Source organism: Microbacterium kribbense, assembly GCF_039537285.1.
Classification (GTDB): Bacteria; Actinomycetota; Actinomycetes; order Actinomycetales; family Microbacteriaceae; genus Microbacterium; species Microbacterium kribbense.
In genome coordinates, this window is sequence record NZ_BAABAF010000009.1 from 56,364 (window position 1) to 74,261 (window position 17,898).

Sequence of the window (17,898 nt, forward strand, 5' to 3'; positions counted from 1 at the left end):
CAAGAACAAGGAAGCGATCCAATGAACCTCGTTGAGAAGATCCTGGCGCGCGCCAGCGGCAAGGAGTCAGTCGCTGCGGGCGATGTCGTGGTCGCAGATGTCGACCGGCTCGTCATGCACGACCTCAGCGCCTACCTGACGAGCAAGGTGTATGAGGAACGAATCGGCACGGAGCTGCCGTACCCGGATCGAGTGGTGACTGTGTTCGACCACCACTTTTCGCCGCCAACCGAACATCAGGCTGATGTTTTGAACTGGAACCGCGCATGGAGTAAGCGGCGTGGCACTCGGCTGTTCGATTGTGGTAACGGGAACATTCACAACGTTCTGATGCAGTCCGGACTGGCCCTTCCCGGCCAGATCGTGGTCGGCTCGGATAGCCACACCCCCGTGCACGGAGCAGTTGGGGCGCTGGCAGTGGCACTGGGCAACGACTCGCACGCGGGCACTGTGATGCCGTTTGGCAAAGCCTGGTTTCGGGTGCCCGAGCTCGTCCAAATTGAACTTTCGGGACAGCTGCAGCCGGGTGTTACACCCCGCGATGTGGCACTCTGGCTGGTGAAGGAGCTCGGCGAGGGGTCCGTCATCTACAAGGCACTGGAGTTCACCGGCCCGTTCATCAAGAATCTGGACTTCTGGGACCGATGGCTGTTCCCGGTGCTATGCGTGGATCTCGGCGCGAAGTGCGGCTATATCGAACCTGATGCGGTAACCCGTAGTTTCGTGCAGTCGTTGCCCGGCGGCAGCCTGGACGGACTGGTCAACGGTGACGGCGACCCCGCCTCAGACATCCGTCGGTTCGATGTTGGCGCCGTGGCACCGCAGGTCGCGGCCCCGCCCACCGTCGGAAACGTCCACGGCGTCGACGAACTGGCCGGTACTCCCGTCCAGTGGGCTGAGCTCGGGGGCCACAGCGGCGGGCGCGTCAAGGACTTCGTGCTCGCAGCGGAGGTGCTGCGTGGCCGCCACATCCATCCTGACGTGAAGCTGAACCTCGTTCCAGGCAGCCGCGAGGTGTTCCGCCAGGTTCTTGAGCTAGGCCTGGTCGCCGAACTGCACGAGGCCGGCGGCACCTGGTTCCCTCCCAGCACGGGCTCGAACCAGATGGTCAACATGGGCGCGATGTCAGCGGGTGAGGCGATGATCTCGACCCACGCCCGCAACTTCCCAGGCCGCAATGGCAGCACGCACTCGTCGATGTATCTCGCCGCTGCGCACACGGTCGCCGCATCCGCGCTCGTGGGCACCATCGCGGATCCGCGCAACATCGTCGAAAACGCTGTCAAGGAGAAAGAGGCATGATGAGCGAATTCGCCACCCGGTACGAGGGCCGGTGCTGGAAGTTCGGCCCGAACATCCCTACCGATGCGCTCGTAAAGTCGCAGTACGTATTCGACCCGATGGAGGAGATCGTCAAACACGTGCTTGAGGACCACAACCCGCTGTTCCCCTTGGAGGTGCAACCCGGCGACATCGTCGTGGCCGGCTTCCATTTCGGACAGTCCTCCGGACGAGCGATCGCGACCAAAGCGTTGCAGGCCACGGGGATCGGGTGCGTCGTCTCAGACGCGTTCTCACGCACTTTCTATCGGAACGCATTCGAGATCGGCCTGCCCTCGCTCGAGATCCCCGGTGCGACTGACATGGTTGAAGACGGTGACCGGATCATCGTCGATGTCGCCGAGGGCCTCTTTCGTAACGACACGTCTGGTGTCGAGCGACGTGTCGCGCCCGCGTCGCCATTCTTGATGCGTATGCTCGCCGCCGGCGGGCTGATCGCTCTCACGCAGAGCGATCCAGACTGGGCCAGCATGAGCTGAGCAAATCCGCTTCGGAATCTTCAGGGGGCTGATTCCTGTTGGTCAAGCGGTCGAAACCTGGTGGCAGCCGCTCGCACCGGAGCTCCATCGGCGCCCTCGATCAGTAGGGGCATGATCAGGATGTCGACGGTATCACTGGGGGTCAGCGTGGTGAGATTCCGAAGGTTCTCGATGATGAGTCCGTCGTGGCCGAGGATGAAGTCGTGGGTGGGCAGCGTTGTCGCAACCTGGTCGTCTACGGTGAGGGTGGTATCGGGGTTGAGCCAGTCGATGCCGAACATGCGTGCGCCGTGTTCCCAGAGAAGCTGTGCGGCCTCAACACGGATGGTGGGGTGGTGAAGGTAGGTTGCGGAGCCGTAATACCGGTCCCATCCGGATGCGAGGAGCACACGTGGGGGCAGTGCGGCTGACCCGATCATGGGTTCGAGGTCTTGGGCGTTGATCTGCGCGTCGGGGCTCAACGGGCCCACCGGGATGATCTGGGCGGGACCGCAGACCTCGTTCAGGTCGATCTGCTGGACCGTCCGTCCTCCGGCCACGCAGTGGGAGGGCGCGTCGATGTGGGTGCCGGAGTGTGAGCCGATATCAAGGTGCGTGACGGCGACGCCGTCCGCTGCGATGGTTGCTGCCGTAGAGAGGTTCACGGGTGGGTCGCCTGGGTACACCTGCATCCCGGAGCGGAGCGGATGCGACAACTCGATGTATGAACGTCGGTCGTTCAGAGCCACCGCACTCACCTTGTCCCGCTGCCGAGTGGGTGGGCGGTGGAAGACGGAGGAGAAATCCAGCCCGGTCCCGTATAGCGAGGTCGTCGCAGTGGAGAGCCCGCCGATGAATGCGACAACGATGATCAGCAGCGCATACCAGATGGGGGAGACCTGGAGGAGGGCGACGACGTAGTCGGACTTCCCGAAGACGAGCGTTGCTGTCGCGACGCCGAAGATGAACGGTATCAGGGTCAGCAGTTGGCCGAGGATGGTGGCGAGCAGCAGCTTCCTTTGACTGGTGTTCCGAGGGATATACCTGGACCAGTCCCCGAGGAAGGCTCCGAAGGAGATCGGGTTGCTCATCACGATCAGCGCGGCTGCGACGAATGTCGGCCAGAATCCGCCGAGCAGCCAGGCATGCGGTCCCGGGTTGTATGAGGCGTTGAACGTACCGGCGAAGGCGAATATGGCCAGGAGCATGAGGACCGAGTTCGCGTAGACAGCGAACTTGTTCACGAACAACATGAACTGGTAACCGGGTGACCAGGTGGAAGCCCGCACTGGACGCCTTCGCGATCACCTTCGAAGGCCGAATCAACTAACCACGCGCCAGGCCCGATCCACCGTTGATCTGACACCCCCTGTCACTCCGGTTGCTCCGGTGGGTAGGTGGTGGTCAGGCGGTGAGGTGGAGTTCGGGGTGGGCGGGTTCGGTGTGCTCGTGCAGGCTGTGGACGAGTTTGCGCATGGAGATGTCGGAGAAGTAGCGGCGTTCTCCGTATTGCCATTCCTCGTGCTGTTCTTGCAGGACGGCGCCGATGAGCCGGGTGACGCTGTCGCGGTCGGGAAGATCTGGGCGACGTCGGTGCGGCGTGTGATCTCCCGGTTCAGGCGCTCGATGGGGGTGTTGGGCCAGACCTTCTGGCAGTGCTCGCGGGGCATGGCGGCGAACCGGGTCAAGTCGCCTCCGCAGCCCAGAGCATGTCGGCGATCTCGGGGAACGATCCGCGCCGGCTGTCGGTCACGGCGTGATACTGGGCGAGCAATGCTTCTGGGGTGGTCTGCGCGAAGATCGTGGTGATCAGCGCGTTGACGGGCTTGGAGCGGGCCGAACCGAGTTTCTGGGTGATGTTGCGGGCGAAGTGGACCCGCAGCGTTGCCACCCGGGTCCGGGCAGGATCGCCTTGACGGAGCATTACGCGGAATGGTTTCAAATCCCACCCTCACCGCCACCGTCGAAGGCCCCGGCTCCTGCGTGATTCCGCAGATGTCGGGGCCGTCATCAGGTGCCGGCAGGGCCCTGTTGGAAGAAATCTGGAAAAATCTTCAACGGGCCCGATTTTCGGGCAGGACAAAACTCCGACAGTCATGCTTCGCGGGGTGGTGCTCGCCTTTGGAGCGCGCGCCGTCGCGTCAGTGGTTGAGCCCGGCCCCCGGTTGCAGTGCTCCGGGGAGGCGGAATGCCGCAGGTGCGCGTGTTGATCCGCGACGGGCGGCGTCGAGTGCGAGGGAGACGGTGTCGAGGTCGTCTTCGAACACGTCCGCACAGGTGCCCAGGGTCACGGAGGTGTGGCCGGGCATGCGCTGGACTGTTTTCACGTTCGCGCCGGCGCTCAGGGCGAGGCGCGATCAGGTGCGTCAAGTCGGGAAAGCGGCACACGAGACGTGCCTCGTTGACAAGACCTCTTGTCCTTACCTATGCAGATAGGTATCGTGTGGAGCGGAAGCGCGGAGCGGCGCCTCTCGCTGGAGTGGAAGGTGACGGATGTGTCGCGCATCGCCTCTACTGCGCATTCGACTGCAGCACATCTGTCGGTACGAGATGTCAGTCTCAGCTTCGGTGGCATCAAAGTCCTGGATGCCGTGAGCTTGGAAGCAGATGCCGCAAGTGTCTTGGGCCTCGTGGGGCCTAACGGGGCGGGCAAGACATCCCTCTTCAACTGCATCAGCGGGCACTATCGGCCTTCGTCGGGGTCAATCAGGATCGATGACGCCGAAGTCTTGACCATGGCGCCCTCGCAGCTGGCCACAGTCGGCCTGGCAAGAACGTTTCAGCATCCCGCTCTGCAGCTGAAGGCGACTGTCTTGGAGAATGTGCTCCTCGGCGGTCATTCCCGCCTCAGCGGAGAAGTGTTTTCGTGGGGATTTCGCGTGCCCGCGACGGTCCGGGGAGAGCGGAGCATTCGAAAAGAGGCGCGCGAACTTCTGGATCGGTTTCGACTCGGATGGGCGGCTGATGAACCGGCTGGGGATTTGTCGCACGGCCTGCACAAGAGTGTCGAGTTATGCCGGGCATTGCTGGCCCGACCGAAGCTTCTGCTCCTCGATGAGCCGGCCGCAGGGCTTTCCCACGCTGAGATTGACGCGTTCATTGAATCGGTCGCAGAAATTCGGTCGAGCTTCGATCTGACGATTGTGATCGTCGAGCATCACATGGGACTGGTCTCTGCGATTACGGACAAGGTGGTCGTACTCGACAATGGACGGAAACTGATGGAAGGTACGGCGGCCGAGGCACAGCAAGACCCGCGAGTGATCGAGGCCTACCTCGGGACGAGCGCTGTCGGATGAGCCTTCTCGAGCTCGAGAACGTGAGCGCAGCATACGGCCCCGTCACTGTCCTGCATGGCGTATCGGTCAACGTCGAGCGAGGCGGTGCGACGGGGATCTTGGGCGCGAACGGTGCCGGCAAGACCACCACACTTCGCGCGATCAGCGGCCTGGTAAAGGCCAGCGGGCGCATCGTGTTCGACGGAAAGAGCATTTTGGGGTTGCGCCCTGACCAGGTGGCCAGTCTCGGAATCGCGCACGTCCCGGAAGGCCGTGGCACGCTGTCTCGGCTCACGGTCCGCGACAACCTTCTGCTGGGGGCCTATTTGCGGCGGGATCGGCGCGCCATCACCGCGGATCTGGACTATTGCCTCGATCTGTTCCCGCAGCTTCGAACACGGATACGGTCGACCGGTGCCGCGCTCTCTGGCGGCGAGCAGCAGATGCTGGCGATCGGCCGCGCGTTCATGTCCCGCCCGAGATTGCTCCTCCTCGACGAGGCATCCCTCGGACTGGCCCCCAGCACCTCCGCAAATGTCTACAGCGCCGTCGGTCGACTGCGTGTTGAGTCGGGCCTTTCGATGCTCGTTGTCGAGCAGAACGCGGCATTGGCGTTCACCCTCGTCGATAATGCGACGGTCTTGGAGACGGGCCGCAACGTGCTCAGCGGTACTCGCACGGAGCTGATGGGCATGGATTCCATTCGGAAAGCGTACCTGGGAGGGTAGCGCCGCATGAGTTCACAGTTTATTCAGCTGATCGTAGATGGCTTGGCAAGTGGCTCCATCTATGCAGCACTCGCTCTCGCGATCGTCCTGGTATATCGCGCGACCGGGCTGGTGAACTTCGCGCAAGGGGTGATGGCGGTCTTCTCGACCTACATTGCATTCACCTTGTGGCGTGCGGGCCTGTGGCCTATCGCTGCGATTCTGTTGGCAGTGGGCGTCTCGCTGGTCTTCGGAGCCGGTGTTGAGCGGGTCGTGATCCGGCGCTTCGAACGAGGCTCGGTGGCGACTGCGATCGTCGTCACGGTCGGTCTGTTCGTCCTGATCCAGGGCATCTCTGGTGCGATCTGGAGTTACAACCCCTTGACTTTCCCGTCGTTGTTTCCGCTGTCCACGGTGAAGATCGCCGGTGCAGTAATCGGTGTTCGGTCGCTGGGGACGATCGCCGTCCTAGTGGTGGTCGTCGTTCTCCTGCAACTCCTCTTTCAGAAGACGAAGCTCGGCTTGGCGCTGCGCGCGGTGGCGGATAACCCTGAGTCTGGATCCCTTCTGGGACTGCACGTCGGTCGACTGCTGATGATCGGGTGGGCGTTGGCGGCCGCGCTCGGTGCCATCGCCGGGTGCCTGGTGGCGCCCCAGGTCTTCCTGACCCCCAGCATGCTCGACTTCGTCCTGGTCTATGCGCTGGCGGCGATCATCACCGGCGGGTTGGACAGCCCGGTCGGCGCGGTGATCGCGGCGTGGCTCATCGGCATCCTCGAAAATCTGGCGAGCGCCTACCTACCGGTCATCGGAGACGATCTGAAGATCATCGTGCCGCTGCTGGCCATGTTCATCGTCCTCACCGTACGACCTCAGGGTCTGTTCGGCCGTAAAGAGCTCGTGCGAGTGTGACGATGAATTTTCTGACGAATCGACGCGTGCTACGGGTGGCCGCCTTCATCGTGGTCGCTATCGTGGTTGCGGTCGCGCCGCTGGTGTCATCTCCTTATGTGAACTTCCAGCTGACCATGATCGCTGTGTTCGCCCTTGCGATTCTGGGTCTGAACATCGTGATGGGGTACGCGGGTCAGATATCGCTCGGGCAGAGCGCGTTCGTCGGACTGGGCGCATACATCACCGCATTCGGCGTCAGCAATCACTGGCCGATTGTGCTGACATTCATACTTGTCTGCTTCATTTCAGCAGTCGTGGGGTTGGTGGTGGCGCTTCCTGCGCTCAGGCTGCGGGGTCATGCTCTGGCGATTGTGACATTGGCGCTGCCGATCATCGCGATCCCCCTTGCGCGCAGGTTTCCGGAAGTCACCGGCGGATCGAATGGGATGACAGTGAACTGGCTGGATGCGCCGGCCTGGACTGGCCTGGCAGTCGATCAGTGGCGCTATTACGTCATTGTCATCATCACTGCGGTATTCTTCCTCTTCGCTCATAACCTCGTCACAGGACGCGTTGGACGCGCATTCGCGATCGTCCGAGACAACGAAGCCGTTGCGACGTCCATGGGAATCTCCAGCTATCGGTACAAGGTGATCGCCTTTGCGCTTTCCGCGTTGTATGGGGGTGTCGCGGGATTCCTGTACCTGGGTGCCGTGCAGTTCACCTCTCCCGAAACATTGAACTTCGTCATCGCCATCAACCTGGTTGCGGCTCTGGTCATCGGCGGCACCGGCAGCATCACCGGTTCCCTCATCGGTGGCGCCTTCTATGTCGTGGTTCCGATCCTCGCCGGCCAGGTCAACTCGTCCCAGACGGCGATTTTTTCGGGTGCGGCGCTGCTGATCGTGTTGCTCATCGTTCCGGGGGGGCTGGTTACCGTACCGAGCGTGATTCGGCAGTCGATGAAGAAGCGGTCGGGGCGACCGAAACCGGGTGGAGCCGATGGTGCTGATGTCACGAGCGCAGCACAAGCGGTCTAAGGCCTTCAGGGCCGACTTTGCACGCTAGGACTGACACCGTCGCCAGCCCGAGAGAATCGAAAGGTACAGCAGATGAGAATATCGGTGGGAGCAGTTGGAAAGACGACGAGTGTTGTTGCCGTGGCGGCAATGTTGGCCGTAGGCATGGCCGGATGCACACGTGCGGGTACGACGCCGTCCAGCAGCGGAGGGCCGGCGGACGATCCGGGCATCACGGATTCCACGATCACATTGGGCGTCGATACGCCGCTGAGCGGCCCAGTTGCAGGACCCGGGTCCTGCGCCGCGGCCGGGCTTCAGGCTTATTTCGGCGCGGCCAATGCGGCCGGTGGCATAAAGTTCGGTGACGGCCATACCCGCCAGGTCGAGATCAAAACCTATGATGACGCTTATGACCCGGCCAAAGCGGTCTCAAACTTCCATCAGATGATCGCGGACAAGGTCTTTGCGGACGTCGGCGGACTGGGAGCCGGAAACAATCTCGCGATCATGCCGCTCGCGAACCAACAGAAGATTCCGCAGGTGTTCCTGCAGTCGAACACCACGAAGTTCAGCAGCGACCAGTCGGCAAATCCGTGGACGACCGGGTGGCTTCCGACGTACCGGAGTGAAGGCGAGGCGTTTGGGAAGTTCCTTGCCGCCGCAGACAAGCCGCTCACGGTCGCGACCTTGGCACAGAACGATGACGTTCTGCAAGAAGTGGAAGGGCTCAAGGACGCGATCAAGGGGTCGCAAGTGAAGATCGTGGCTCAAGCCACATACGAAGCGACTGATCCCACTGTCGACGCGCAGATCGCACGTCTTGCAGCATCCAAGGCGGACGTGTTCTTTTCTGCGGACGTGCAGGTGCCCCTGACCATCGCGTCGTTGTTGAAGGCGCAGCAGTTGGGTTGGCTTCCGGTGATATTCCTTCCGGCGAACACGTCGGCGAAGGCGACGATCCTGGATCCGGGTCACGCGGACGCATATCCGGCGGTCTACACCACCGGCTTTTCCAAGAACGCCGGTGACCCGCAGTACGCGAATGATGCGGATGTGAAGCAGTACGTCAAGGACATGGCCGCATACGCGCCGAAGTCGGCCACGTCGAACGCGTTCGCACAATGCGAGTGGGCGTACTCGATTGGCGCAACGACGGAAGCCGCGTTCAAGGCCATGAAGGCACCTACCCGCGCCGCATTCATGGATGGCGTTCACGGCCTCAAGAACCTCGAGGTCCCGCTGCTGCTTCCCGGCGTGACGGTCGATACGACGTCGCTCACCGAGCCGGCCGTGAACATCACGCAGATTCAGAAGTTCAGCGGCGGCGTCTATTCCAAGGCTGACTCCTACTGATGGGGATGCGACGCGATGTGCGGTCGCAATATGGAGACCGGGCGCGGCCGACCGGTGAGCGGAGTGCGGCTGTGACGGACGCGGAAGGTCTGGTGCGCTCAGCCTGCGGCGCACTTGCGTGGGTTCGGTCTGATGGCGCGGCGAAGTGCGGTGGAAAGGAAATCTGATGGAGAAGGTCACGGTTGCGGTGGCGGTGGGTCGGGCTATGGCTGCGGCGGGTGCCGCTCACGCGTTCGGGGTTGTGGGCAGCGGTAATTTCCATATGACGAATGCGCTGATCAACGCGGGTGTTGAGTTCACGCAGACCAGGCATGAGCTCGGTGCTGCTCTTGCCGCGGATGCGTATTCTCGGCTGACCGGGCGGGTGGCGGTCGTCTCGGTGCATCAGGGCGGTGGGTATCTGAACTCGTTGACCGGGGTCTTGGAAGCGGTCAAGGCGCATACCGGTGTCGTCGTTGTCGCCGGTGAGGTTGCCCGCGGGGATCTGGTGTCGAACTTCTACCTGGATCAGAGCCAGGCAGCCGTGGCCGTGGGGGCGGTCGCGATACGTGTGCATGTTGCTCGTGACGCGATAAAGGATGCGGCGGCGGCAGTCCACACCGCGGTTGCGCGACGGATGCCGGTCATCCTGTCGGTCCCCATCGACATACAGGAAGAGCTCGTCGAATGGGACCCGGCGCTGGTGCCCGCTGCGCCGGAAGCCGCGCAGGCGGTGCCGGACGCTACATCGATTGCGAAGATCGTCGACCTGCTTGTGCGAGCTGACCGGCCGGTCATCGTCGGCGGACGGGGAGCGCATCATGCGAAGGCGGCCCTTCGCGAACTCGGGGCGGCCGCCGGCGCACTGCTGGTCGCCTCTGGCGGCGGTCGTGGCATCTTCGTGGGCGATGAATGGGCGCTGGATGTGATGGGGGGCTTTGCCACTGACGGTGCGGCGGCGCTGATCAAGGACGCCGACCTGCTCGTGGTCTTCGGCGTGGCGTTGACGAAGTGGACGGCGCGCGGCGGTGAGCTCACCGATGGGCAGACGATCGTACAGGTCGATGATCGGCCCGAGGCGTTCGGCTTGCACCGAAGCGTGACTTTGGGCGTGCTGGGAGACTCGGCGCCGGTAGCGCAGATGGTGACCGCCGCGATCCGCGACCGGTTCCCCGATGGCCGTGCGGCCTACCGGACGCCGGAGGTGCATGCCCGTGTGCAGGCGGTGCGGTACTGGTCCGATCAGAACATCGAGTTCATCCGCACGAATGGATTCATCGACCCGGCGGAGCTTTCCATCGACCTGGATCGGCGGTTGCCGCTGGAGCGGGTCGTGATCCCGGATGGCGGCAACGTGAACGCGTATGGTGGCTCATTCCTCCGCGTCCCTGACGAGAACGGCTACGTTCTGAGCATCGCCTCACAGTCGATCGGCTCCGGACTCGCGGAGGGGATTGGCGCGGCGATGGCACGGCCTGACCGGCTGACCGTGGTCGCCACTGGCGACGGTTCGCTGCTGATGAACGCGGTCGAACTCGACACCGCCGTGCGGACGCACCTGGGCATGCTCATCGTCGTCTTCAACGACAGCGCCTACGGCGCTGAAGCGCACATCTTCGACAGCGATCCGCAGAAGGACGCGGTGCGCTTTCCGGAGACGGATATCGCGGCCATTGCCCGCGGTTATGGCTGCGAGGCGACCACGGTCCGTTCCCTTGACGACCTGGCCCCGCTCGACGCCTGGCTTGCCGGCCCTCGCGACCATCCGTTCCTGATCGACGCGAAGATCGAGGGCTTCGCTTCACCGCTGATGGCACAGAAACTGCACTGAACGTTCGGGCAGCACAAGAGGCGGCCGATCCAGAGGTAGCTATGCCCGCTCGAGTATCAACGGGATCTGCTCGACGACGAGGTCGGGGCGGGCGAGAGCGGGCCTCGGTGTCACAAGCCGGCATGATCGGATGCTGCTCGCCAAGACCGGCTGGAATGGAGTGAATAGCGGCCGGTTCGTCCGCGCTCGACCCGACGGACCGCATTATCGGCTGATGTCGGCGCCGAGCACCCGGGAGAGCGCTCGGGCGAATGTCAGCACGATACTCGCAAGGTGTTCGGGATCGATCTTGTCGTTCTCGAAGACCACTCCGATCGCCGCCTTCACCATCCCGGTGCGGTCGAAGATAGGGGCCCCGACTGAGGTCGCGCCGAGCTCGATCTGGCGTGGGCTGACCGCATAGCCGACCTCGCGCACTTCGGCCAGCTTTCTGCGCATTTCATCGGGGTCCGTCACGGTCTCCTCAGTGAAACGGCGGATCGGCCTCGAGAGAACCTCCTCCTGCAGCTGTGACGGTGAGAAGGCCAGCAATGCGCGCCCCACCGCCGGTGCGGTGAGCGGAAGTCGGTTGGCCGCGGCGGTGTGTGCGCGCAGAGTGTTGCGGCCGCGGAGTCGCTCGATGAAGAGCGCTTCGTCGCCCGAGCGCACTGCGAGCTGAGAATTCCCGTTCGTCAGTCGAAGCAGGTCCTCCAGGCATGGCAACGCGAGCTCCCGCAGGGGCAGAACCCGCGGTGCCAGTGAGGCAACCTCCCACAGCCGCACGCCGATCCGGAAGACACCCGATTCGTCTCGCTCGAGCGCGCCCCAGTCGACGAGTTCCGCGACCCGCCGATGCGCCGTCGGCTTGCTGAGCTTGGCCCGGGCGGCGATCTGCGACAGGGTCAGTTCCGGCTCGGCCGGCCGGAACGCATCCAGGATCGCGAGCACCTTCGATGTGACCGACCGCGCATCATTCGGGCGGCTCATACCTCATTATCGGATGTCGACCTCCAAGAGGTCGCGCCCGACAACGGTCCGGCCCGAGAAGCCGCCCAGGCCGGCCAGCCAGTCGCCGTCGTCGACGTCGTGTGGCACCAGGTGGGAGAGCACCAGGGTGCGCACGCCGGCCTGTTCGGCGATCGCGCCGACGTCGGCGAGCATCGTGTGGTTGCGACGGATGTGATCCGCGATCGTCGAGGCGTTCGTGCCGTTCTGCAGCTTTGTGATTGCGGACGGGTGGACGACTTCATGGATCAGCACATCGGCGCCGCGTGCGAGATCCACGAGGTTCGGCGATGGTGCCGTGTCCCCGGAGACGACGACCGAGCCGGACGCCGAGTCGATGCGGTACCCCAGTGCGATCTCGAATGGCGGGTGATCCACGAAGGCGGCCGTCACGCGCACGTCGTCGTCTTCGAAGACCAGGCCCGGTACGACGATGTCGTGGGGGTCGAGCATGGGTCGAAACGGCGGCCTGCCGGTCGATGCGGTGCGTTTGCGCAGATCCTCTTCATAGCCATCGAGAATTGACTCGAGCGCGCCGACCGTGGGTGGGGGCCCGTAGATGCCGATCGTCTCGCTGCGTCCTTCCACCCAGGAGATCAATGGCAGATATCCGAGATCGGCGCTGTGATCGACGTGATGGTGGGTCAGCAGCAGATCTGACAGGTTCCGCGGACTGATTCCCGCCGAAGAAAGCTGCTTGGCGACGCCGTTGCCACAATCGACGACGATCACCCGATCGCCGATGACCAGCGCCTGCGAACTCGGAAACCGGGTGCCCGAAGGGCGGGGGCCGCCTCCGGTGCCCAACAGCACGAGCCTCACGATGCCGTCGCCGTCGTCGTTGCCTGGCCGGCGACATCGTCGGGGCGGTTCTTGACCGCGCGATAGACGTGTGCTCGCAGGTGCCCGAACTCGGGCAGCTCCTTGGTCGCGATCTGGTCCCGAGGCATCGGCAGCGCGACCTGGACAGTCTCCGATACCCGCGCCGGCGGCGGGCTGAGCACCACGACCCGATCGGCCAGATACACCGCTTCGTCGATGTCGTGGGTGATGAAGACGAGGGTGATGCCGAATTCGGCGCGGGCCTTCAGCACGAGGTCCTCCAGCTCGGCGCGCGTCTGCGCGTCGACGGAAGCGAACGGCTCGTCCATCAGCAGGACCGACGGACGGTAGGCGAGTGCCCGGGCGATCGCCACCCGCTGCTGCATGCCGCCGGACAGCTGATAGGGCTTCTTGTGCCGGGCCGCCGCAAGGCCGACGGCTTCCAGCGCGGTCGAGACGCGTTCTTCGCGCTCTGCGCGGGGCACCTTGGCCGCGGCCAGGGGCAGGGCGACGTTGCGCGCAACCGAGAACCACGGGTACAGCGACCTCGCGTAATCCTGGAACACCACCGCGAGCCCTTTGCGCACGCCGCGTACTGGACTGCCTTCGAAGAGCACCTGGCCGCCGCTGGGCTCCATCAGGCCGGCGATGCACTTGAGCAGCGTGGTCTTGCCCGCACCTGACGGCCCGACGACCGTGACCAGTTCCTGACTGCGCACACCGAATGAGATGTCGGCGAGGGCGGTGTAGGCGGTCGATCCGGCCCCGTACGTCTTGGTGAGGTGCTCGACCTCGAGGATGTTCTGCACGGCCGTCTCCTTGTCGACTTCGGCGTGGACTGTCGAAAGCATGCTCATGCTGTTCCCTTCGATTCGAAATACCAGCGCAGCACCCGTCGCTCGATGAACGTGAACGCGAGGGTGAGCGCATACCCGAGCAGCCCCAGCAGGATGATGCCGGACCACATGTCGGCGACGTCGAATGTCGTCTGGGCCTGCAGGATGAAGTAGCCGAGCCCGCCCGTGGAGGCGATCATCTCGCTGATGACAAGCATGATCAGCGCGAGCGCGAGGCTCGTGCGCAGCCCCGCGAAGATGCGGGGACTGGCGCCCGGCAGTGTCGACCACATCAGTCTGCGCATGCCGTTGACCTGGAAGATGCGGTCGGTGTTCCGCTGCGTCGGCGCCATCTCATCGATGCCGTCGATCGTGTTCAGCAGGATCGGCCACACGCAGACGAAAGCGATGATCGCGATCTTCATCGCGTCGCCGACCCCCAGCAGCGTGACAGCAGGGGCCAGCAGTGCCGCCCCCGGAATCGACCGCAGGAACGACACCAGCGGGCCGGTCAGCCGGCGGGCGACGTACGACAGGCCGATCACTGTTCCGCCGACGACGCCGATCACCACCGCGATGGCATAGCCGGCGAGCGTGCGACCCAGCGAGGGCAGGAAGTACGTCACGAACAGCTCGCCGAACCAGTTCTGCACGAACCGCTGGGCGATCTCGGAAAGCGGCGGGTTGAAGGTCGAGGTCGATCCGCTCGAGAGCACCCACCACAGCGCCAGCAGCACCACCGGTGTCGCGACCTCCAGGGTGAGCAGGACACCCTTGCGCCTGGCTGCCGTCATCAGGAGGCACCTCCCTCTCGGGCCCAGCGAACGGTTCGCGACTCGACCGCCACGACGAGACCGTTCAGCCCGATCCCGAGGAAGCCGGTCATCGCGATCAGCGCGTACATGACATCGAGTGCATTGCTGTTCTCAGCGATCAGGATGGATTGTCCAAGCCCCGGCGATCCGACGATGATCTCCGTCGCGACCGACACCAGCAGGCAGACGGCGGCAGAGATCCGCACGCCCGTCATGATGTAGGGCGACGCCGCGGGCAGCAGCACGCCGAACAGGCGCCGGAACGGTCCGAACCCATAGGTTGCGGCGGTGTCGAGTGCGACCGGATCGACGCTCCGTGACCCGTACGTGGTCTGCACCACCAGCGGGAAGAACGCCGCGAGAGCCGCCAGGAAAGTCTTCGCATCCACACCGATGCCCATGATGAGAACGACGAGCGGGATGAGCGCGACCACGGGGATCGGGCGGAAGAACTCCAGCACGAACTGAGTCGAGTGGAAGAGGTAGACGCTGCGCCCGATCAGGATGCCGAGGGGTATCGCGAACACGGCGGCAAGGGCGAGCCCGAGGAAGGTGGTCAGAAGCGTGTTGCCGAGAGCCATCCAGAAGGTCTCGTCGCCGAAGAGCTCGACCCATGCGCGCACCAGGTCGGGCACGCCCGGGAAGTAGCGCGCTGGCAGAACCCCGAGCCACACCGCGCCCTGCCAGAGGACAGCGCCGAGTGCGATCGAGCCGACGCCCCAGAGGGCATTGCGCATCAGCCGCCGGCGGGTCTGGGACGCGGCGCGCAGCGCGTCCGTCGACATCACCTGCGTGGATGGATGCGGGTCGATGGTGGAGGTCGTCATCGTTGACCGCCGCTCACTTCTGCAGAACTGCCGCGTCGCCGAGCATCGAGGTGACGTCGAGGGGCTTGTCGAGGATCTTGTACTTGAGTGCGAGATCCGCGAGTTCCTGGAGCGAAGCCGGGTCGGCCTGCGCTTCGTAGTACGGCAGCGTGATCTCCTGGGCATCCTGGGCCGACAGCTTGGTGTACGTCAGCAGCACCTTGCGGGCCGCTGCCTCGTGGGTGCGGGCCCACTCCGACGCTTCGGTGATGGCGGCCGTGAAGTTCTTCACGACATCGGGATGGGCATCGGCGTACTTCGTGCTGGTCGTGTAGTCGGCATAGTCCGCGGCTGGAATCTTGAAGTCGGTGAACGGGTGGGCGATGATCTGGTCACCGGCCTTGAGCGCCGCCGTGGTGAACGGCTCGTTGATGCTGATCGCATCCACCCGCCCGGCCTCGAGCGCCCCTTGCGCCTGCTGCAGCGGGAGCGCGAGGAACTTCACCGTGCTGGAGTCACCACCACCCACATCGACCGCATTGCGCACCGCGAGTTCCTGGATCCCCTTGAGCGCGTTGATCGAGATCGTCTTGCCCGCCAGCTGCTTCACCGAGGTGATGGGAGAGTCCGGTGCGGTGGCCAGAATGGATGCCGGATGGTCTGCGCTCGACGGACCGGAGGGGCTCTCCGAATACACGGCGCTGGCCAGATACTTCACCGGCAGACCCTTGTTGTAGGCGATCATGTGGCTGATCGTGTTGGTGAAGGTGATCGGCACGCTTCCTTGGAGGACGGATGGGATCAGCGCTGCGCCGCCCTGCGCGACCGATGGCGTGACCTCGAGGCCATGCTTCTTGAAGATGCCCTCTTGAATGCCGACATAGACCGGGAGGACGTCGACGATCGGGAGCACCCCGACGGTGATGCTGGTCAGCTCACCTGCTCCCGCGCTGTTGCTGCTGCCGGACGACGGTGACCCGCTGCACGAAGTGAGCAGTGCGGCGCTCACGAGCACAGCTGCGGCGGAGAGTAGTGTCTGGTTCCTGCGCATTGTGATGCCTCCAGGCGTTGAAATCGGCGTTGATCGTCAACTGGTCCGCACCATCTCGACCTCGAGATGGTGCACCTGTCCGACCGTTGGGGTCCCACGATAGGTTCGGCGTCGAACCTCGGTGGAACCCGTTTCAATGATTGAAACGGGTTCAGGCTCCTACCAGGGCCGCCACAGCACGACCATCAGGATGATGGCCGCCAGCGCGGCCATCAGCACCGAGCCGGCCAGCAGCAGCGGCATCCGCCCGTCCAAGGCCAGAGTGCCGTCCCTGACCAGGCCTTCGTGCATCCGTCGGTAGCGCCGTGCGCTGATCACCCATGCGACGCCGGACAGCGCCAGCCCGGCGACGCCGACCAGCGTCGCCCACGGGCCGAGCAGATCCGAGAGGTACTTGATCGCGACGGCGTTGCCCACCGCCAGCGCCAGGCAGGTGCGCCGCCAGGCCAGCAGCGTGCGCTCGGTCTGCAGACCGCGGTCGAACGGGCGTTCGTGCGGTCCGTCGCTCACAGGAACAGGCCCACCGCCAGCAGCAGCGCGGCCAGCACCACTCCGACCGCGATGATGGGCGCCGTCGACGGTGCCGGCAGTGCGCGGCCCAGACGCATCGCGCGCTCGTGGTGCATCCACGACATCCAGCCGTGCACGGCGGCGATCACCGCCAGCAGGACGAAGATCACGGCGGCGATGAAGCGCAGCACCGGCTGGATCTGCAGCTGCAGCGCCTCGATCGCGACACCCACCGCCAGCAGCGCCAGGGATGTGCGGATCCAGGCCAGGAAGGTGCGCTCGTTGGCCAGGCTGAACCGCGGGTCGGGCTCTTCGCCGACTGAGTACACGCTGCGGGGAAAACGCGAGTCCGCCATGATCCTCGATCCTACGACGCGTGACCCGGCGCAGCTGCGTGCGTGCACAGGCGGCCCGGACCACCGAACCGTCTCGCGCACGGTGGATGTAGCCTGGCGTCATGCGACGAGCGGGCCGCAGGCAGCGCCGGCCCCATCTGCCGAAGGAGACCGACATGTCCGCACAGCCCACTCTTCTGCTCGTCCACGGTGCCTGGCATGGCGCATGGTGCTGGGCGCCGCTGAAGGGGATCCTCGAGGCTCGCGGGTGGACCGTCGAGACCGTCGACCTTCCCACTGTGCACGCCGATGACATCGTCGGGCTGCACCTGGCCGATGATGCGGATGCCGTCGCACAGGCGATCGCGGCGATCGACGGCCCGGTCGTGGTCGTGGCCCATTCCTACGGTGGGGTGCCCACGACGCAGGCGGCACGCGCCGACAACGTGCAGCACATCGTCTACCTCGCCGCGTTCGCCCTCGACGTGGGCGAATCGCTGCTCGGCGCCGTCGGCGGCGTGGCGCCGTCCTGGTGGGTCGTCGACGGCCCGCTTGCCACGGCCGGCACGGATGCCGAGCCGGCCGCCTCGCTCTTCTACGGCGATCTCGACGCGGCCGCCGCCGCCGCTGCGGTCGCCCAGCTGAAGCCGCAGAGCGTGCTCGCCTTCCAGGAGCCGCTGACCGAGGCCGCCTGGCACTCCAAGCCGACGACATTCCTGGTCACGGGCAAGGATGCGATCTTCCCCCCGGAGGCGCAGGAGGGTCTCGCCGCGCGTGCGGGCTCGAGCGTGCAGCACCTCGCGACCAGCCATTCGCCGTTTCTGTCCCAGCCCGAAGCCGTCGCCGACATCATCGAAGAAGCAGCCCGGGCCTGAA

General features: G+C 64.6%; 19 protein-coding genes and 1 pseudogene. 9 read left to right on the forward strand and 11 right to left on the reverse strand.

All coding sequences use genetic code 11. The features are described from left to right. The first annotated feature begins 21 nt into the window (after window positions 1–21). Both ABD705_RS13340 and ABD705_RS13345 read left to right on the forward strand, forming a co-directional pair. Window positions 22–1,302, forward strand: coding sequence for an aconitase family protein (locus tag ABD705_RS13340; protein WP_344784390.1), 1,281 nt, complete (start codon window positions 22–24; stop codon window positions 1,300–1,302). After that, on the forward strand, window positions 1,299–1,820 hold the full coding sequence (locus tag ABD705_RS13345) for a LeuD/DmdB family oxidoreductase small subunit (RefSeq protein ID WP_344784392.1): 522 nt from the start codon (window positions 1,299–1,301) through the stop codon (window positions 1,818–1,820). The genes ABD705_RS13340 and ABD705_RS13345 overlap by 4 nt, the downstream gene beginning before the upstream one ends. Before the next feature lie 20 nt (window positions 1,821–1,840). Here ABD705_RS13345 and ABD705_RS13350 read toward each other — a convergent pair whose 3' ends face one another. The 3 genes and pseudogenes from ABD705_RS13350 to ABD705_RS13360 all read right to left on the reverse strand — a co-directional run bounded on the left by ABD705_RS13350 (window position 1,841) and on the right by ABD705_RS13360 (window position 4,108). Continuing rightward, window positions 1,841–3,052, reverse strand: coding sequence for a cyclase family protein (locus ABD705_RS13350; protein ID WP_344784394.1), 1,212 nt, complete (start codon window positions 3,050–3,052; stop codon window positions 1,841–1,843). A gap of 151 nt (window positions 3,053–3,203) precedes the next feature. After that, window positions 3,204–3,719: pseudogene (locus ABD705_RS13355) on the reverse strand (transposase); the annotation flags it as partial. Between the two features lie 221 nt (window positions 3,720–3,940). Then, entirely contained in the window at window positions 3,941–4,108 is a 168-nt protein-coding gene (locus ABD705_RS13360) for a hypothetical protein (RefSeq protein WP_344784396.1), read from the reverse strand. A gap of 117 nt (window positions 4,109–4,225) precedes the next feature. Between ABD705_RS13360 and ABD705_RS13365 the strand changes: the two genes are divergently transcribed. The 6 genes from ABD705_RS13365 (at window position 4,226) to ABD705_RS13390 (ending at window position 10,863) form a co-directional block, all read left to right on the forward strand. Beyond that, complete coding sequence (locus ABD705_RS13365) at window positions 4,226–5,098, forward strand: ABC transporter ATP-binding protein (protein ID WP_344784398.1); 873 nt, start codon at window positions 4,226–4,228, stop codon at window positions 5,096–5,098. Next, window positions 5,095–5,805 (forward strand): ABC transporter ATP-binding protein, encoded by a 711-nt coding sequence (locus ABD705_RS13370; RefSeq protein ID WP_344784400.1) that lies wholly within the window; start codon window positions 5,095–5,097, stop codon window positions 5,803–5,805. Before ABD705_RS13365 ends, ABD705_RS13370 begins: the two co-directional genes overlap by 4 nt. Window positions 5,806–5,811: 6 nt before the next feature. Next, window positions 5,812–6,696, forward strand: coding sequence for a branched-chain amino acid ABC transporter permease (locus ABD705_RS13375; protein WP_344784402.1), 885 nt, complete (start codon window positions 5,812–5,814; stop codon window positions 6,694–6,696). Between the two features lie 2 nt (window positions 6,697–6,698). After that, window positions 6,699–7,718 carry a branched-chain amino acid ABC transporter permease gene (locus tag ABD705_RS13380; protein WP_344784404.1) on the forward strand — a complete coding sequence of 340 codons (1,020 nt, stop codon included), beginning with the start codon at window positions 6,699–6,701 and terminating at the stop codon, window positions 7,716–7,718. 72 nt (window positions 7,719–7,790) lie between these two features. Further along, window positions 7,791–9,053: an ABC transporter substrate-binding protein gene (locus ABD705_RS13385; protein ID WP_344784406.1), complete on the forward strand. Its 1,263-nt coding sequence runs from the start codon at window positions 7,791–7,793 to the stop codon at window positions 9,051–9,053. Between the two features lie 166 nt (window positions 9,054–9,219). After that, window positions 9,220–10,863: a thiamine pyrophosphate-binding protein gene (locus ABD705_RS13390; RefSeq protein ID WP_344784408.1), complete on the forward strand. Its 1,644-nt coding sequence runs from the start codon at window positions 9,220–9,222 to the stop codon at window positions 10,861–10,863. 204 nt (window positions 10,864–11,067) lie between these two features. Here ABD705_RS13390 and ABD705_RS13395 read toward each other — a convergent pair whose 3' ends face one another. The 8 genes from ABD705_RS13395 to ABD705_RS13430 all read right to left on the reverse strand — a co-directional run bounded on the left by ABD705_RS13395 (window position 11,068) and on the right by ABD705_RS13430 (window position 17,043). After that, on the reverse strand, window positions 11,068–11,790 hold the full coding sequence (locus ABD705_RS13395) for an IclR family transcriptional regulator (protein WP_344784410.1): 723 nt from the start codon (window positions 11,788–11,790) through the stop codon (window positions 11,068–11,070). A gap of 45 nt (window positions 11,791–11,835) precedes the next feature. Next, a complete protein-coding gene (locus ABD705_RS13400; protein WP_344784412.1) occupies window positions 11,836–12,669 on the reverse strand; it encodes an MBL fold metallo-hydrolase in 834 nt (277 codons plus the stop codon). Continuing rightward, complete coding sequence (locus ABD705_RS13405) at window positions 12,666–13,520, reverse strand: ABC transporter ATP-binding protein (RefSeq protein ID WP_344784414.1); 855 nt, start codon at window positions 13,518–13,520, stop codon at window positions 12,666–12,668. The genes ABD705_RS13400 and ABD705_RS13405 overlap by 4 nt, the downstream gene beginning before the upstream one ends. A 2-nt stretch (window positions 13,521–13,522) precedes the next feature. Next, window positions 13,523–14,299: an ABC transporter permease gene (locus ABD705_RS13410; protein WP_344784416.1), complete on the reverse strand. Its 777-nt coding sequence runs from the start codon at window positions 14,297–14,299 to the stop codon at window positions 13,523–13,525. Beyond that, the gene (locus tag ABD705_RS13415; RefSeq protein ID WP_344784418.1) at window positions 14,299–15,147 is read right to left on the reverse strand and encodes an ABC transporter permease; all 849 of its coding nucleotides are present in this window, start codon (window positions 15,145–15,147) and stop codon (window positions 14,299–14,301) included. The genes ABD705_RS13410 and ABD705_RS13415 overlap by 1 nt, the downstream gene beginning before the upstream one ends. A gap of 13 nt (window positions 15,148–15,160) precedes the next feature. Next, on the reverse strand, window positions 15,161–16,135 hold the full coding sequence (locus ABD705_RS13420) for an ABC transporter substrate-binding protein (RefSeq protein WP_344784420.1): 975 nt from the start codon (window positions 16,133–16,135) through the stop codon (window positions 15,161–15,163). A 201-nt stretch (window positions 16,136–16,336) separates the two neighbouring features. Then, on the reverse strand, window positions 16,337–16,687 hold the full coding sequence (locus tag ABD705_RS13425; RefSeq protein WP_344784422.1) for a DUF202 domain-containing protein: 351 nt from the start codon (window positions 16,685–16,687) through the stop codon (window positions 16,337–16,339). Continuing rightward, on the reverse strand, window positions 16,684–17,043 hold the full coding sequence (locus tag ABD705_RS13430; protein ID WP_344784424.1) for a YidH family protein: 360 nt from the start codon (window positions 17,041–17,043) through the stop codon (window positions 16,684–16,686). Before ABD705_RS13430 ends, ABD705_RS13425 begins: the two co-directional genes overlap by 4 nt. A gap of 155 nt (window positions 17,044–17,198) precedes the next feature. Between ABD705_RS13430 and ABD705_RS13435 the strand changes: the two genes are divergently transcribed. Beyond that, window positions 17,199–17,897, forward strand: a complete 699-nt coding sequence (locus ABD705_RS13435; RefSeq protein ID WP_344784426.1) for an alpha/beta fold hydrolase — start codon at window positions 17,199–17,201, stop codon at window positions 17,895–17,897. Window position 17,898: the final 1 nt, after the last annotated feature.